Consider the following 14984-nt stretch of genomic DNA (forward strand, 5'->3'; position numbering starts at 1 on the left):
ACGCGCTTCACCGGGCCCATCCGTTCCCGGACGAGGTCCGGATCGAAGTCAGGCGTACGATGCTCATGGAGCTCAACGACGCGGTCGTCGACGCGTATCGGCTGTCGAAGTTCATGATTTTCATCAACGAGTATCCGCTCGACCGGGTGGCATTCGAAGGAGCCATTCACGCCGACAACGCACAACGCGTCGAAGACCAAAAAGAAGTCTATGGCAGGTAAAACGGGAAGACCTGTCCTCCAGTGACCGTACGTACCTGCATCGCTTCCTGCCATGGGACCAGATCACCGACATCACCGTTCGTGAGAGCCAGGTCAATGGCGGCCTCCGCAAGCACGCCGTCGTCCACCGTGCCACCGGCCGACCGATCGTCCTGCCAGGCCTGCGCGCCTATCGAGGAGAAGGCGCGGCGTGGGACGAGTTCGACGTACACTTCAACGTCCTCAGCGATTGTCGGCGGCAGGCCAAAGCGATGTGACGCCGACCGCGCGGAGCGGAGACGTCGGCTCGGATCACGGCGACGACTCAACGGTCCGCCGGCTGATCCGCCAGTGGCGTGTCTCCAGGACGGCGCGCCGCACCGCTGGATCCCGCTCGACACGGGGACCGGTCCCGGCGCGACGGGATTATCGTTGGCGGGGGCTAAAAGGTGAAAAATAGGAGAGGGGACACGTCGGAAATGGCCGCGTACTGGTATCAACGTCCGGCGTACGCTCGTCTCCTGGCCGTTTGTACGTGCGGCACTGTGCCATTGCCGATGATCCTCGCGTTTTCCGCGGCATCACTACCAGGCAAGCTGGTCATTGTCGCCGTCGCCGGCCTCGGCGGCATTGTCGCGTTCGGTACACTTTTCGCGTACGGGAAGGCATGTGCAGTGGTGGTGACGGCGGATCATTTGGTGATCCGGAGCCCCTTCCGTGTGCACATGCTCGGCTGGCGTGACGTACAGGCAATCGAGGTCGTCCCGGACGCTCGGTGGCCTTTCCCGCTGAATATGGCCGAGGTCGTCGTGCGTGTATATGATGCGCAGGGCCAGTCGTACGTCCTCCCGCGCATGACAGCGGCGTTCCGACGAGTCCGGTGGGACAGGGTGCACCAACTACGCCGGCAGTGGCAGTCCAACCGAGGGCCAGACTGGGTGCCGCTGGCATCAACAGCCGCCGCGATCGAACGCGAGAGCAGAAATCCCATTGCGGCTACGACATTCGCACTCGTCGCCGCCGGGGTCACCGGGCTGGTATTCCTGGTGGTAGTTGTCGGCATTCTGGTCGTTGCCGTCTTGCTGTTTTCGGCGTCGCCACCGGACAGCGTCTTTGGCGTAGTGTCGGCGCTGTTGACGAGCACGCAGCTGTGGTCGGCTCCAGCCTATGCGGCGGTTTTCGTCACCACGTTGATCATCGTCGCGCTGTTTCGGCGATTCCGGTCGCGACACGCATTAGCCGGGCCAACGGACCACCGCCGCTCCTGACTCCTCGCGGCTAGGTCGATTGACCGCACACGCCAGACCGGACGATCGTCGCGCCGACCGTCATTCACCGGCGCCGAACCTGGCGAGATCGTACGCGCCGACATCACTCGACCTGCGACATGATCGCCAGTGGATGGCCGTCCGGATCGGCGAAAAACGCCATCCACTCCTCCAATCCGGAATCGTGCCGGAAAATCATGTGCGGAGCGTGGGTGAACTCGATGCCGCGCTCACGCAGCTCGTCGTACGCGGCCCGGATGTCGCCGACCCGGAAGTAGAGCACCGACTGCTCGCCTTTTGGTTCCTCGGCCTGGCTGAGGAAAAGCCGCGTGCCGGCACAGTCGAAGAATGCCAGATCGCCGAAGGTGAACAGATGCGGCAGGCCAAGCACCTCGCCGTACCACTTGACCGCACGCGGGATGTCTGTGACCGTACGGGAAATCTGACCCAACTCGCCGATCATCGCCGTTCCTCCTCCAGGCTTTCGCAACGCACTGCCGGCCGGAACGCCGCGCCACGCACGCAGCGCCGCGCGGTCCGCCACGCCGAGCTTGCGAACTGCGTTCGCGACGTGGAACTTCACCGCGTCCAGGCTGATGCCGCGGCGGACCGCGATCTGCCGGTTGGTCAGGCCGTGCCGTACGGCGTCGACCGTCCGCCACTCCGCCGGCGTCAACACGTCGGGGTGCGCCGGCCGGCCGCGCTTGCTCACGACAGCCAAGATAGCGCCGGACGCGCCGAATTACCCTCCCCCTACCACCGGAGCTGGCCGTCCTTTATGGACCGGAACAGCCAACCGGCCCGGTCCATAAAGGACCTTCGGCCCGAGTTTTCCCATCGCCATCGTCATAGTGTGCGAACCATGCCGGACCTCCTGTCTCCCGCTCGGCGGTCGCGGACCTGGACGAGCACCGACAACGCCGTCCTGGTCCGACTGTGGACGCTGGCCGGAACACCGGTCGTACGGATGCACGGCCGCCTCGGCACCGCGGCGGCCGCGCCGGCCCGTTCGGCGATGGAGGCCGCGTTGGCTTACCGCCGCAGGACGATCGTCCTCGACCTCGGTGACTGCTCGCATGAGGACCGCACCGCGCGAACGCTCATCCTGATGATGCGACGGCACGCCGAACGACACGGCGTGCGACTTCAACTCGCCGGCGCCTCGTCCGAGCTGGTCGCGGAGTTGACACGCTCCGGCCTGTACGGACTGTTCGACTGGTCGGACGGCACAAACGAGACCAATACTGTTCGCAGCGAAATCTAAATCCAGCCTCCGCCACACGCGTAAAGGACGATCACCGACCGCGACCCAGACTTCGTCGGCGGAGAGCGTGATCCGGTGGAGCTATGCCGGAGTATGCGCGGCAACCAGGTCGGTGATCCGGCTTCAGATCTCGGATCTCGTCAGTCAGCTCACAAATCCGGTGAGCCACGTACCGCTGGGGTCGGCGACGATCCGTACGGTCCTGAGTCGGTTGCTCGCCAGCGCTCAGGCGTTGATGGCCGATGCCTTGGCCAGCTTGAACATTTCGCCTGGCCAGACACGACGGCGGGAGGCCACTCACTTGGCGTGGTCAGGGACCGGAGTCCCTGACCACGCCGGCCATTGGTCGGTGGCGCCGCTGTCGCCGGTGCGTGACGGTACGAGCATGGTGTGCGAACTCTGGCGGTGCCGGTGAGCACGGTGGTTGCCGGCCGTCCCGGTGACGGTTTGACCGCCGGCTGGTTGCCGGCCGAGCAGGCGGCAGCGATGCCGTCCGCCGCGGTCCTCGCGGAGCTCGGCTCGTCCGCTGATGGCCTCGATGACACGGAGGTGGCGCGGCGGCGAGCCTGGTACGGCGCCAACGCCGTGCGTACGCACCGAGTGTCGGCGATGCGCGTGTTGGGCCGCCAGTTCCGGTCGGCACTTCTGGGCTTGTTGTTGGTGGCCGTCGTGGTGTCGTTTTTCGTCGGACAGCGCACCGACGCTGTCGTGATCGGCGTGATCCTGGCGGTCAGCGTCGGCTTGGGCTTCGTCAACGAGTACCGATCGGAACGGGCCGGCGCCGCGTTGCACGACCGGATCCGGCACACTGCCGTCGTGATCCGGTCCGGCCGGGCCGGTCAGGTGGACGTGACCGAGCTGGTGCCAGGCGACGTCGTACGCGTCGAGCTGGGTGCGGTGGTGCCGGCCGATCTGCGGCTGCTGGAGACGACCGAGCTGGCCTGCGACGAAGCCGCCTTGTCCGGAGAGTCGGTGCCGGTGGACAAATCCCCCGAGCCGGTGCCACCGGATACGGAGCTGGCCGAGCGGTCCTCGTGCGCGCTGATGGGAACCGTGGTCCGGTCAGGCTCCGGGACGGGTGTGGTGGTCGCGACCGGCGCACGTACCGTGTTCGGCGGCATCGCCGTCGGCTTGGGACGACGCCACCCTCCGACGGAGTTCCAGACCGGCCTGGCCCGGTTCTCGATGATGCTCGCGTGGGTCGCCGGCGTACTCACCGCGGTGATCTTCGTGATCAACCTGGTGCTGCACCGGCCGGTGATCGACGCCATCCTGTTCAGTCTGGCGATAGCCGTCGGGATCACGCCGCAGCTGTTGCCGGCCATCGTGACCACCAGCCTGGCCATCGGCACCCGCCGGCTCGCCACCAAACGGGTCCTGGTCAAGCGGCTGGTGTGCGTCGAGGACCTGGGTAACGTCCAGATGTTGTTCACCGACAAGACCGGCACCCTCACTCAGGGACGCATCGACCTGCGGGAGGTCATCGGCACCCCCCGGACGTTGCTCTACGGCCTGTTGGCCAACGAGGCCGTTCCGGCCGACGGTGCGGCGGTCGGCGGGAACTCCCTCGACCAGGCGCTGTGGCGGGCCGCTCAGGCCCACGACCAACCGACTGGCGACTACCGGCAGGTTGACCTGGTGCCGTTCGACCATCAACGTCGCACTACCAGCGCGCTGCTGGACGGTCCCGACGGCCGGATCGTGGTGGTCAAAGGTGCTCCGGAGGACATCATCTCGCGCTGCGCCGAGGTGCCGGACGAGATCCGTACGGCGTTGGACGACCGGTTGGTCGCCGGCTCCAGGGTCATCGCGGTGGCCGCGCGCACCGCACCCGAGCTGCGCGTACTCGCCGACACAGACGAGCGGGACCTGGTCCTCACCGGACTGTTCGTGTTCTCGGATCCACCCAAGACCGACGCCAGGCAGGCACTCGGCCGGCTGCACGCGCTGGGGGTCGGCGTGAAAGTCCTGACCGGCGACCATCCAACGGTGGCCCGGAAGGTGTGCGAGGACGTCGGTCTACCCGTCACCGGCGTACTCACCGGTGCCGAGTTGGCAACGATCGATGACGACGACCTGCCGGCGATCATCGCCTCTACGACGGTGTTCGCACGTGTCAGCCCCGAGGACAAGGCCCGGCTGGTACGGGTCCAACGCCGCAGCGGCACCGACGTCGCGTTCCTCGGCGACGGCGTCAACGACGCATTGGCGCTGCACGCCGCCGACATCGGAATCTCGGTGGACACCGCCGCCGACGCGGCCAAGGACGCCGCCGACGTACTGCTGCTGGACAAGGACCTCGGTGTTCTCGCCGACGGCGTCACCGAGGGCCGGCGGATCTTCGCCAACACCATCAAGTACGTGCTGATGGGAACCTCGTCGAACTTCGGCAACATGTTCTCGGCAGCCGGCGCGTCGGCGTTTCTGCCGTTCCTACCGATGCTGCCGTCGCAGATCCTGCTCAACAACCTGATCTACGACCTGACCCAGATCGCCATCCCCACCGACCGCGTCGACCCCGACCAACTCGCTCGTCCGGCGCACTGGAACCTGCGCGAGGTCCGCCGGTTCATGTTCACCTTCGGTCCGCTGTCGTCGATTTTCGACTTCCTCACCTTCGCCGTACTCCTCGGCGTCCTGCACGCGGGGCCGGCCGAGTTCCGTACCGGCTGGTTCGTCGAATCGCTGGCCACCCAAACCCTGGTCGTGTTCGTGATCCGCAGCCGTACGCACCCGATCTGGCGCAGCCGTCCCAGCAGCCCGCTGATCGCCGCCGCGGCCGGCGGCCTCGCCGTCGGATGGCTCATCCCCTACCTGCCGATCGCGGCACCGCTCGGGTTCACCTCCCTGCCGGCGGCCTACCTGCTCGTCGTCGCCGGCCTCGCGGCCGCCTACCTCGTCCTCGTCGAAACCGCCAAACGCACCCTGCTCTCCCCCACCGACCTCCGCCACCCCGCACCTCCGCTACCCCGCACGACCCCGCAACGACGTACCCACCGGCGCGCCGCGCGGTTCACGACCCGATGAAAGCTCGCAGGAACCGCCGGTCCGCGCTCCGATCGATCGATACGTGCAACCAGATGACGCGCCATGATCGTTGCCACCGCTCTGAGCGCTGTCCTGTCGGCGCTGATGCTCGTAATCGAGCTCGTTCTGCCGTCGAGTGCGATTCAGAACAAACCGGACAACCGCGAGTCCTCGTCCCATTGTGCGAACCGCCGACGGTCGATCAGTCGATGCGCGACCCAGAATGCGAACCAGGCGGCCAGAATCGCCTCGGCGAGTCGTTCGGCGCCGGTGCGATCGCGTTCAGCATGGCCCGCAACCGGCCGATCTCGGCGGCCACCGTCTCCAGGTCGCTCAGCTCCGTCTTCGGCACGACGTCAGCCATGGCGGGTGTCTCGCTGCGGCCCGATCCACCGCCGGAGGCTGGCCGCGGTCTGCCGCCACCGGCCGGTGAGCTGGCGCTGAAGTGTACGTGCGTGATCGGCTTCCCGTTGGTAGAGGACGCCGTACGTGAAGGCGTCCTCGCCGGCTTCGTACGCCGCGCCGGCCAGCTCCAGCAGGACCGAGCGGGCCACGACGGCATCCTGGTGGTCGACGGCATCGCCTACGGCGACCCCGGCCACCGTCTTCGCCGGCCGGCGTGCGGCCTTCGCCATAGGGCCGGTGAGCAGCGCGTCCAGCTCGTCCAGCAGGCGGAAGTAGCGATCACTGTCCAAAGTGGACGTTAGCTGGTCCAGGGCCACTTGGTGGTCGGCGTGCAGAGCCGTCGCGCCGCGCCGCACGGCATGAACTGCACGGAATCGCCTGTACAACGAGGCAGCCTTCGGTTGTCGTGAGATCCACTTCGCCCTACGGCAGTCGCATGCCGAGAATTCGTCTCCTCGGCTACCTCTCTAGGGCCCAGTCCTGATATACGGACTTGTTGCAACCATAGCTTCGAAGCCCGAACGCGTAACTGTGATCGATGCACCCGTACGTCGCATTGTTTTGAAACCACATGAACAAATAGCCTCCACTCGAGTAGATCCCCACTGAGAATTGCTGGAAAGGTAGTCCGTTGCATGCCGTCGCGCGGAGGTGAAACTGGAAGCTGTCGTCGACGCAGGCGTTCGTCATGTAGTTCCGCACGCTCCACAGCGAACCTGACGAGTTGAGCTTCTGCAGCCAGAAAGACTGGTACCCGTTGTTGAGACAGTTAATGGCACGCAGGCCAATCGAGCTGTCGTCGAGACAGAATCCTGTCGAACGGTTGCGCAGATGATACCAACCGGACTCGACGCTCTCCACGCTCGCAGTGGCACGCACAGGATTATTGAACGCAACCACCGTAAACATCAACGCCAACAGTGTCATCGTTGCCAGAAGTCGGGTTCTTCGCATAATTCTCCATCCTCCTTCAATCCGCGGGGTACATGTCTGTTTTACCGGCAACGACCGGGAGAAGTGGCGGTTCCAGCTGTTGATACGTACAACTGCGTATGCCTGAACAACGAGTGAGTCCGGATGAATGTCACTGATCTGCTCGCCGTCATGTACAGCCATCCCCGCGACGCTGCCGGCGGTCTACAGTAGGGAACGTCACCCCACTTGCGCAGCCGCTGGCGTGTATGAACGCTGAGAACATGGCACCGACGGCTCGCTTGACGAGTGGCGGACCGGCGGGACCGGCGGTCCCTGTCCGGCCACCGCAGGACCGCGTCAAATCGCACGTTCCGGTCGCAGCGGATCACGACGTGAGGCTGAACGTCCCAGGCAGTCAGAAACCGCCAGACAAAAACTCAAAAAGAAGCGCGATCAAACCACGAATTATGTCCAACGAAATTTCGGCGACTACCTGCGGAATGCGTCGTCGCTTTCCGGCATTCACGATCACGAGCACCGGCGACTCCCTGGAGTTGCTAGAAGTGATGAGACAAACATTATGGTGTCCGTGGATCCATGCGCGGAGCCCGCAACGCATGGGAACTACCGCACACTGCCATGTCAGCGACGTGCGCCTGTGCGCATTCGGCGCAGACGGATCCCGCAGTCGGCGAGGATGTCGTGGAGTGCGGTGATGTCCGCGTCGGTGAGAGCAGAATGCGGCACCGGTATCCATCCGGCCTCGGCCACCAGCATCAGGATAGGCCCGGTCTCGCGGACTTTCCGTACCGACGACCATGGAATATCCGATTGGACGGTCGGTGTGGTGATCCGGATGCCGCGCTCACTGAGCCGGTAGTCGCGCAGCCTTTCCGGTTGCCGCAGCAGTTTTCCAAAGACAATCTCCCTGTATACAAAAGGGGAAATAATCGCGGCGACGCCGAGAACGACCAGCATGGCGCCGAACAGAGCCGCTGATCCGAAACGCAAAGGGACCAGGAACATCAGTCCGATCAGCGCAACGACGGCACCGATGACCGGTGACCAGTGGACGCGCCAACCCAATACGGCCCGAGTCAGTGCGCGCGCATAGCCGCGGTCCAGGGGGACTTGGTAGTTCACGTCGATCATCATTTTGCCCCAGCGAGTTTGCGGTTGATAAGGAATGTCTCCAGCTCGGCGACGTCCGCGGGTGCCATGGCCGCGGCGGGTAGGACCACCTGGGTGCCGCCGAACAGGTGAAGCCGGAACGTCGCACCGGTTCGGCGCGCCGCCCGCACTCCCGTCCAGGCGAACCGGCTGGTGGCCGACGGCGTGCTAACGGCGATCTCTTCGTCGGTGAGGTGGTAAAGCCATCGTCGCGGTATCCGGGACAGTCGCAGCCAGGCGCGGAGGGTCGAGACAAGGGGTACGGTCGCCACGATCAGTCCGACGATCATGAACGCGGTGCCAACGGGTTGAACGTCTGAGTCGTGGTCGAACCAAAGGTAGGTGTAGCAGGCGAGTCCTATGAGAGCGAAGACGGCTCCCATGACGGCGGCCCTGAGCCGCACGGGCATGGCTCTCGCCCATAGCACGGTGCGGGCATGCCTGCTGTTCGCCGGGAATTCAATGTGAATGTCCACTCGACGTTTCCTTCGGTGATCGATTGTCGGATACGCAGCTCAGGGAGCTAGCGGGGATCGGATCTGGGTGAAACGCACCCCGTCGGTGGTGAGCAGGTAGAGCATGCTCGCGGCTGCGGACGGTCGCACCAGACAGGCTTGTTGATCGGCCGTTTGGACTAGGTCAGCGGCAGCGAAATCCCGGCTCACAGCGTCGAAAGTCAGGCCATGATCCCGGCTAACCGCCAGGTTGGCGACATCGACGACACCAGGCTCTTGGGTGACGAGGAGGTTTCCGTTGGGAAACGCGCAGGCGGAAAAAGGAAAAAGAGGGGCGTCTACTTTGCCCCGGGCGATCCAATCCCTGCCCCGGTTGGTGCTGACGATGACTCGAAGCTGACGGATGCCGTCGTCCTGCAAGACGTACGCGGTTGGCCCGCTTACCGCCGCGGCGCCGTATTGCGCGATGTCCCGGGTTTTCCAGCTTCGCCCCTCGTCGTCACTCGTCGCCACGTACCGGCCCGACACCAGTTGCCACAATGTGCCGTCACTGCCGCGGAACATGCTCATCGAAGCGTCACCCGTGCCTCCGGGGTTCGCGAGCGCGTATCGTTTTCCGGTTGCCGGATCGGCCGTGCCGATGCGGCAGACGTCACCTGAGCACCGTGGCACAAGTGGCCAGCCGGCTGGCACCGTGGCTAGCGGCGGTCCGGCGGCGGGTGCCGGTTGCCGTATCCAGGTGTGACCGCCGTCTGTCGTCAGCATGTCGCCGAGCTGTAGGTGGTCTCGCGACAGCAGCACCGGCGGCACGGTCCGTTGGACATTGATCCCCTCAGGCAGTCCCCATGCCTTCCAGGTCCGGCCGGCGTCGACCGTCCGAGCCATCGCGAGCCGGCTGTCCGCCGTCTCCACCAAGGCGTAGAACGAGCTCACGTCGACCGCGCCCAGCTGCCACACCCGGTGAGCGCCTGCCAACGCCACCGGTCTGGTCAGCACCTCCGGACGTGCCGGCACGATGACGAAAACCAGCAGCAGCGCGGCAGCCACCGCGAGTGCGCCACCGGCAAACCCGGTGAGCCGGCGGCGCAGCTTGCGCCGTCGTCCGCGCTGGTAGGCGGCCGGCAGGTCGGGGCCGGTGGTAGCGGCGGCCGTACGCACCCGCGCGGCCGCTGCGGACAGGTCCGATTCGTCGATGTTCTCGTCGAGGAGGGCCGCCAGCGCCGAACGCCCGCGCGCCAGCCGCGACTTGACCGTACCGACCGATACTTCCAACGACCACGCGATCTCCTCGAGCGACTGGTCGCCGAAATAGAACCGTACGAGCGTCTCGCGCTGTGCGAGCGGAAGCTGCGCCAGCGCGTCGAGCACGGCGACCCGGTCCGGTGACGGTGTGCCATCAGCCGTGTCGATCGCCGCCAATTCCAGCCGCTCGGCGTGGCGCTTGGTGCGCCGCCAGCGAGCGCGGATCACGTTGCGCGCGACCGTGTGCAGGTAGGCTTCCGGGCTGTCGCTCGCCAACACCCGCGACTCGATCGCAACGGCACGCGCGAACGCCTCCTGGACGGCGTCCTGCGCCTCGTTGAGGTTGCCGGTGAGCGCGTACATGCTGGCCACCAAGCGGGGATATGACCCACGGAAGAGCCCCTCGAGTCCTCCGCTGGCCATCTCCGTCACCTCGTCGATCATCGTCACATGGTGCAGAGTCGACTCGGCACGCAAAGGTTCCCGCCGATTTCAACGTCATCGATGACCAGCGACGTGTCCAGCAAGCTCGTCATCTCGTGACAAAAGTCATGAATCGTCATCGACCGCGAAGAGCGGTCGCCACCGAACTCAACTCACGCGGACACCGCAACACCAACGGCGGCAAGTTCAACGGCGTACAGGTTGGACGGATCCTCAACAACCGCCTCTACATCGGCGAGATCGCCTTCCGCGAGACCGTCACCTCCAACGCCCATCCCGCCATCGTCAGCATCGAGACCTGGGACCGCGCCCAGGCGATTCTTGAGGAACGAGGCGAGAACCAGAGTCGACGAGCCGCATCCGGCAGCGACTACATGCTCACGTGCCGCATGCCATGCCCCGACTGCGGCGCAGCGATGATCGGCACCAGCGCCCACGGACGCTCACGTAGATACCGGTACTACACCTGCTGGAACACAAGCCAGTTCGGCAGCAGCAAATGCAACGCCAAGCGACTCGACGCCGACAGCGTCGACGACGCCGTCACCCAAGCCCTTGCCGACTTCTATCGACACCAACACGAACTCATCAACGACGGTGTCGAGGCCGCCCGCGCCAACTACTACGCGGCGACCGACAACCTGCACGCAGAACTCAAAACAGTAGAAGCCGAACTCAGCAAAAACAGGCACGACCATCGACCGGTATCTCGACGCGTTCGAACGCGGGACCATGACCGAGGAGACCGTAGGCCCACGCCTGCTAGCACTCCGAGACAAGACCAGAGAGCTACGCCTACGTCGCGATCAACTCATGTTCGACCTTGAGACCGAGCCCGACACCCCACCGCCAAGCACCCTTGAGACAGTCGCTGACCACATCGCCGAGATCATCGAAACGGGCACCCCGAACCAGCGCAAGGCACTCATCGAAGCCCTCGTTGCTAAAGTGGAGATCACTGGGCCAGACCGGCTCAGGCCCGTGTTCCGCATCCCGGCCCTGCCGAAAGAGAATGACAGGGCCACCCTACAAGCAGCGGAAACACCCTCCGAGGAGATGGTTCGCGCAATGCCTACTTTGGCTCCCCGGACTGGACTCGAACCAGTAACCCTTCGGTTAACAGCCGAATGCTCTGCCAATTGAGCTACCGGGGACCGAGCGACGCCGGGGTTTCCCCCGAGCGGCGCGATAGCGAGACTACACCACGGGCTGAGTCGCACTGGCAGCCAGGTCCGGGGGAGGATGGGAGGGGCCTACATCGCACCGTAGGCAGCCAGTCGCAGGGAGGTATGACCATGAGCACCATGACCAAGGTCGCGTTCGTCGCCGGGCTGGCCATCGGGTACGTGCTGGGGACGCGGGCCGGTCGCGAGCGGTATGACCAGATCCGCCGGGTGGCCAGGGCCGTACGGGAGAATCCGACGGTCCAGGAGACGGCCGGGATCGTGCAGGCACAGGCCGGCAACGTGATGGCGAGTGCCAAGGAGGCGGTCGCGGAGCGGCTCGCGCACACGCCGGTCGGCGAGCGGTTCTCGTCGGTCTTCGGCGCGCAGGAGAGCGCTCCTGGCGTCAACGGCAAAGGCCCGGCCAGCTGAGGCGAGCGCTACGGCTGGGGTGGCGCGGCGGAGCGGGCGGCGACCTCGATGAGGTCGGCGACCTGTGCGCGTACGGCCGGATCCGTGTGGTCGGTGCCGGCGTCATAGCGCGCCACCCAGGTCAGGCCGTCGACGCCTGGTACGCGCCGGCCGACGACCCAGACGCCGCCGGAGACGAGCTGGTGGTGCGCCGAGTACGCGACGCTGCGGGTGACCCGCGTGCGGATCTCCGGCGGCAGGTCGCCGGGCTCGGCCAGCCGCAGCGCGATCGGCTCGCCGTCGGCGACCACGCCGTCGGCCACGTCGACGGACGGGATGACGGTGAGTACGCCGTCGCCCCAGCCGGCCTTGTGGATCTGGTGCCACCCCAGCCGTACGTCGGCGGTGCGCAGGCCGGCCGTGGTGGCGACGATCATTGAGCCGTCGTCCGTACGGCCCCAGGCGACGATGCGCTCACCGGTGCCGGCGACGGCCTGCGCCTCGGCCGGCGGACGGCGGCCGAACAGGCGGCTGAAGACCGACATCTACAGGCCGCCGATCGCCTGCTCGCGCAGCCCGCGACGGTGCTGCTCCAGCGCGAAGAGCTCGCCGCTGAGCCGCGCGAACTCGTCCGGCTTCTCCACCGGGTTGAGCCGCTGCAGCTTGTTCTTCAGCGGAGCGATCTGGCGTACGACCGCGATCTCCTGCAACCGGGCGAGCAGCACCGCGGCGTACCTGGCGTCGACCTCGCCGTCGCGGCGGACCGGCTCGACGGCGAGCTCACCGATCACGCTCTGCGCGACCAGGTCGTCGCAGCCGTCCTGCAGCCGCTGGACCCACTCGGGTCCGGAGGTGCCTTCGACCACCCCGCCGGCGGCGGCGATGGCCTCGCGGATCGCGACGTACACCGGATGCGTGTACGCGACGGCCTCGACAGCGTCGAACATCGGCCCGGCGAGCACCGGGTCCTGTACGGCCAGCTTCAGCGCCTCGCGCTCCACCGCCAGCACCGGGTCCTCCGACGACGGCCGCTGCACCGCCGGCTCGGTCGGCACCTCGGCGGCCGGCGCGGACGGACGCTGGCCACGCGCGACGGCGTTGGCGGCCTCGGCGACCGCCCGGGTCACCGGCTCGATCTCCATGCCGAGCCGGCCGGCCAGCCAGCGCGCGTACTCCGGCCGCTGCGCGCGGTCTTTCAGCCGCGCGACATGTGGCGCGCAGGCCCGCATCGCGGCGACCCGGCCCTCCACCGTGTCCAGGTCGTATCTGTCCATTGTGGACTGCAGGACGAAGCGTACGAGCGGAGTGCGGCGCTCGATCAGGTCGCGTACGGCCATGTCGCCGTTGGCCAGCCGCAGCTCGCACGGGTCCATGCCGTCGGGGCTGACCGCGATGAACGTCTGCGCGACGAACCGCTGGTCCTCCTCGAACGCGCGCCGCGCCGCCTTCATGCCGGCCTCGTCGCCGTCGAAGGTGAAGACGACCTCGCCGCGAAACTCGTCCTGGTCCATCAGCAGCCGGCGCAGCACGCTGATGTGCTCGGCGCCGAAGGCGGTGCCGCAGGTCGCGACGGCGGTCGGCACGCCGGCGACGTGACAGGCCATCACGTCGGTGTAGCCCTCGACGACCACCGCGCGGTGCCGCTTGGCGATCTCGCGCTTGGCGCGGTCGAGGCCGTACAGCAGCGAGGACTTCTTGTAGATCGGCGTTTCCGGTGTGTTCAGGTATTTCGGTCCGTCGTCGTCATCGAGCAGCCGGCGCGCGCCGAAACCGACGATGTCGCCGTTGAGCTCGCGCAGCGGCCACAACAGCCGGCCGCGGAACCGGTCGATCAGCGTGCCGCGCCGCGACTGCTTGGCCAGGCCCGCGGTGACCAGCTCGTCCTCGGTGAACTTGCGGCCGCGCAGGTGCTTGGTCAGTGCGTCCCACTCGGTCGGCGCGAAGCCGCAGCCGTATTCGGTGGCGACCGCCTGGTCGAAGCCCCGCTCGGCCAGATACTGCCTGGCCGGCCGTGCGCCGGGAGTGCCGAGCTGCTCGGCGTAGAACTCGGCGGCGGCCACGTGCGCCTCGACCAGCCGCTGGCGCTGGCCGGACCGCTTGGGCTGCTGGACCGTACGGCCGCCAGGGCTTTCCTCGTACGTGAGCGTGAGGCCGGCCCGCGAGGCCAGCCACTCCACCGCCTCGGTGAAGCCGAGCATCTCCGACTCCATCACGAAGGTGATGACGTCGCCGCCGGCGCCGCAGCCGAAGCAGTGGTAGAAGCCGCGCGCCGGGCTGACCGTGAACGACGGCGTCTTCTCGTCGTGGAACGGGCACAGGCCCTTCAGGCTGCCGCCACCGGCCGACCGCAGCGTTACCCTGGTCGAGACCACCTCGGCGATCGGCGACCGCTCGCGTACCAGTGCGATGTCGGTGTCACGGATACGGCCAGCCACGGCCGGAAGTCTAGTCCGGCTCCGGCGTCGCGCTCGCGGCCCATGCCGAGGGTGACGTTTTGACGGACGGCACACCGAAAACGGCACCCTCGCGAGGGTCAGAGCGTGGCGACCAGGCGGGCGAGCGCGGGGATGGCGGCGGTGATCGCGGCCCGGTCCTGCTCGGCCAGGGTGGCCAGGGCCGCGCCGATCCGGCGTTCGTGGGCCGCCTGCCAGTCCGACAGCTTCTGCCGGCCGGCCGCGGTGAGCGTGAGCAGGCCGGCGCGCCGGTCGGCCGGATCGGCCTGCCGGTCGACCAGGCCGGCGTCGATGAGCTGGCTGGCCAGCCCGCTGACCGTGTTGGCGGCCAGCCGCAGCTGGCTGGCCAGGTCGCCGATCCGCAGCGACGGCACCTCACCGAGCGCCTGCATCAGCTCGACCTGCGCGATCGGCAGCGACTCGTACGGATAGTCGGTGCGGATGCTGCTGCGCAGCGCGCGCCGCAGCCGCGCGACCACGTCGGTCAGCGCGGCAACGTCGCTCTGCCTCGCCGGCTCGGAGATGACCATCGAGCGAGCTTAACCGCCGGCCAGCGGCACTATGACC

18 protein-coding genes and 1 tRNA gene are annotated in these 14984 nt (G+C 66.8%); 6 read left to right on the top strand and 13 right to left on the bottom strand.

The window, feature by feature from the left end; translation table 11 throughout:
* The first annotated feature begins 65 nt into the window (after window positions 1-65).
* Entirely contained in the window at window positions 66-221 is a 156-nt protein-coding gene (locus GNX95_RS14135) for a hypothetical protein (protein ID WP_163507534.1), read from the top strand.
* Here the strand turns inward: GNX95_RS14135 and GNX95_RS14140 are convergent.
* Complete coding sequence (locus tag GNX95_RS14140) at window positions 209-433, bottom strand: hypothetical protein (RefSeq protein WP_163507535.1); 225 nt, start codon at window positions 431-433, stop codon at window positions 209-211. The genes GNX95_RS14135 and GNX95_RS14140 overlap by 13 nt on opposite strands.
* Window positions 434-757: 324 nt before the next feature.
* Between GNX95_RS14140 and GNX95_RS14145 the strand changes: the two genes are divergently transcribed.
* Window positions 758-1468, top strand: a complete 711-nt coding sequence (locus GNX95_RS14145) for a PH domain-containing protein (protein ID WP_163507536.1) — start codon at window positions 758-760, stop codon at window positions 1466-1468.
* A 103-nt stretch (window positions 1469-1571) separates the two neighbouring features.
* On the opposite strand, the gene GNX95_RS43175 is transcribed toward GNX95_RS14145, so the two are convergent.
* Complete coding sequence (locus GNX95_RS43175; RefSeq protein WP_163507537.1) at window positions 1572-2180, bottom strand: VOC family protein; 609 nt, start codon at window positions 2178-2180, stop codon at window positions 1572-1574.
* 150 nt (window positions 2181-2330) lie between these two features.
* Here GNX95_RS43175 and GNX95_RS14155 point away from each other — a divergent pair, with 150 nt between their 5' ends.
* Together GNX95_RS14155 and mgtA are read left to right on the top strand one after the other, a co-directional pair.
* Complete coding sequence (locus GNX95_RS14155) at window positions 2331-2732, top strand: STAS domain-containing protein (RefSeq protein WP_163507538.1); 402 nt, start codon at window positions 2331-2333, stop codon at window positions 2730-2732.
* Window positions 2733-3122: 390 nt separating this feature from the next.
* A complete protein-coding gene (mgtA, locus tag GNX95_RS14160) occupies window positions 3123-5759 on the top strand; it encodes a magnesium-translocating P-type ATPase (RefSeq protein ID WP_343034847.1) in 2637 nt (878 codons plus the stop codon).
* Window positions 5760-5961: 202 nt separating this feature from the next.
* Here mgtA and GNX95_RS14165 read toward each other — a convergent pair whose 3' ends face one another.
* The 7 genes from GNX95_RS14165 to GNX95_RS14190 form a co-directional block, all read right to left on the bottom strand.
* The gene (locus tag GNX95_RS14165) at window positions 5962-6123 is read right to left on the bottom strand and encodes a hypothetical protein (RefSeq protein WP_163507539.1); all 162 of its coding nucleotides are present in this window, start codon (window positions 6121-6123) and stop codon (window positions 5962-5964) included.
* Window positions 6116-6520, bottom strand: a complete 405-nt coding sequence (locus tag GNX95_RS44305; protein ID WP_163507540.1) for a CHAD domain-containing protein — start codon at window positions 6518-6520, stop codon at window positions 6116-6118. Before GNX95_RS44305 ends, GNX95_RS14165 begins: the two co-directional genes overlap by 8 nt.
* A 103-nt stretch (window positions 6521-6623) precedes the next feature.
* Window positions 6624-7280, bottom strand: a complete 657-nt coding sequence (locus GNX95_RS14175) for an RICIN domain-containing protein (RefSeq protein ID WP_163507541.1) — start codon at window positions 7278-7280, stop codon at window positions 6624-6626.
* Between the two features lie 214 nt (window positions 7281-7494).
* The gene (locus GNX95_RS43810; protein ID WP_281356906.1) at window positions 7495-7617 is read right to left on the bottom strand and encodes a hypothetical protein; all 123 of its coding nucleotides are present in this window, start codon (window positions 7615-7617) and stop codon (window positions 7495-7497) included.
* A gap of 104 nt (window positions 7618-7721) precedes the next feature.
* Window positions 7722-8234, bottom strand: coding sequence for a YcxB family protein (locus GNX95_RS14180; RefSeq protein WP_163507542.1), 513 nt, complete (start codon window positions 8232-8234; stop codon window positions 7722-7724).
* A complete protein-coding gene (locus tag GNX95_RS14185; RefSeq protein WP_163507543.1) occupies window positions 8231-8725 on the bottom strand; it encodes a hypothetical protein in 495 nt (164 codons plus the stop codon). The genes GNX95_RS14180 and GNX95_RS14185 overlap by 4 nt, the downstream gene beginning before the upstream one ends.
* A 39-nt stretch (window positions 8726-8764) precedes the next feature.
* Window positions 8765-10390 carry a sigma-70 family RNA polymerase sigma factor gene (locus GNX95_RS14190; protein ID WP_163507544.1) on the bottom strand — a complete coding sequence of 542 codons (1626 nt, stop codon included), beginning with the start codon at window positions 10388-10390 and terminating at the stop codon, window positions 8765-8767.
* 95 nt (window positions 10391-10485) lie between these two features.
* Here GNX95_RS14190 and GNX95_RS14195 point away from each other — a divergent pair, with 95 nt between their 5' ends.
* Window positions 10486-11217 carry a recombinase family protein gene (locus tag GNX95_RS14195; RefSeq protein WP_163507545.1) on the top strand — a complete coding sequence of 244 codons (732 nt, stop codon included), beginning with the start codon at window positions 10486-10488 and terminating at the stop codon, window positions 11215-11217.
* 251 nt (window positions 11218-11468) lie between these two features.
* On the opposite strand, the gene GNX95_RS14200 is transcribed toward GNX95_RS14195, so the two are convergent.
* Window positions 11469-11544 (bottom strand) — tRNA-Asn (locus tag GNX95_RS14200).
* Window positions 11545-11685: 141 nt separating this feature from the next.
* Here GNX95_RS14200 and GNX95_RS14205 point away from each other — a divergent pair.
* Window positions 11686-11985, top strand: a complete 300-nt coding sequence (locus GNX95_RS14205) for a hypothetical protein (protein WP_163507546.1) — start codon at window positions 11686-11688, stop codon at window positions 11983-11985.
* An 8-nt stretch (window positions 11986-11993) separates the two neighbouring features.
* Here GNX95_RS14205 and GNX95_RS14210 read toward each other — a convergent pair whose 3' ends face one another.
* From GNX95_RS14210 to GNX95_RS14220, 3 genes are all read right to left on the bottom strand, one after another.
* On the bottom strand, window positions 11994-12509 hold the full coding sequence (locus GNX95_RS14210; RefSeq protein ID WP_222853567.1) for a hypothetical protein: 516 nt from the start codon (window positions 12507-12509) through the stop codon (window positions 11994-11996).
* Window positions 12510-14399: a DNA primase gene (gene dnaG / locus GNX95_RS14215; RefSeq protein WP_163507547.1), complete on the bottom strand. Its 1890-nt coding sequence runs from the start codon at window positions 14397-14399 to the stop codon at window positions 12510-12512.
* A gap of 98 nt (window positions 14400-14497) precedes the next feature.
* Entirely contained in the window at window positions 14498-14947 is a 450-nt protein-coding gene (locus GNX95_RS14220; RefSeq protein ID WP_163507548.1) for a MarR family winged helix-turn-helix transcriptional regulator, read from the bottom strand.
* Window positions 14948-14984 lie beyond the last annotated feature (37 nt).

The sequence above is a fragment of the Fodinicola acaciae genome (assembly GCF_010993745.1).
GTDB lineage: Bacteria > Actinomycetota > Actinomycetes > Mycobacteriales > HKI-0501 > Fodinicola > Fodinicola acaciae.

Excerpts from the sequence above, each read along its gene's own strand:
- GNX95_RS14165 (WP_163507539.1), bottom strand. The coding sequence starts at position 6,123 with ATGGCTGACGTCGTGCCGAAGACGGAGCTGAGCGACCTGGAGACGGTG.
- GNX95_RS14155 (WP_163507538.1), top strand. The coding sequence starts at position 2,331 with ATGCCGGACCTCCTGTCTCCCGCTCGGCGGTCGCGGACCTGGACGAGC.
- GNX95_RS14135 (WP_163507534.1), top strand. The coding sequence starts at position 66 with ATGGAGCTCAACGACGCGGTCGTCGACGCGTATCGGCTGTCGAAGTTC.
- GNX95_RS14145 (WP_163507536.1), top strand. The coding sequence starts at position 758 with ATGATCCTCGCGTTTTCCGCGGCATCACTACCAGGCAAGCTGGTCATT.
- GNX95_RS14205 (WP_163507546.1), top strand. The coding sequence starts at position 11,686 with ATGAGCACCATGACCAAGGTCGCGTTCGTCGCCGGGCTGGCCATCGGG.
- GNX95_RS14190 (WP_163507544.1), bottom strand. The coding sequence starts at position 10,390 with ATGATCGACGAGGTGACGGAGATGGCCAGCGGAGGACTCGAGGGGCTC.
- GNX95_RS14210 (WP_222853567.1), bottom strand. The coding sequence starts at position 12,509 with ATGTCGGTCTTCAGCCGCCTGTTCGGCCGCCGTCCGCCGGCCGAGGCG.
- GNX95_RS14220 (WP_163507548.1), bottom strand. The coding sequence starts at position 14,947 with ATGGTCATCTCCGAGCCGGCGAGGCAGAGCGACGTTGCCGCGCTGACC.
- GNX95_RS14180 (WP_163507542.1), bottom strand. The coding sequence starts at position 8,234 with ATGATGATCGACGTGAACTACCAAGTCCCCCTGGACCGCGGCTATGCG.
- GNX95_RS14175 (WP_163507541.1), bottom strand. The coding sequence starts at position 7,280 with ATGGCTGTACATGACGGCGAGCAGATCAGTGACATTCATCCGGACTCA.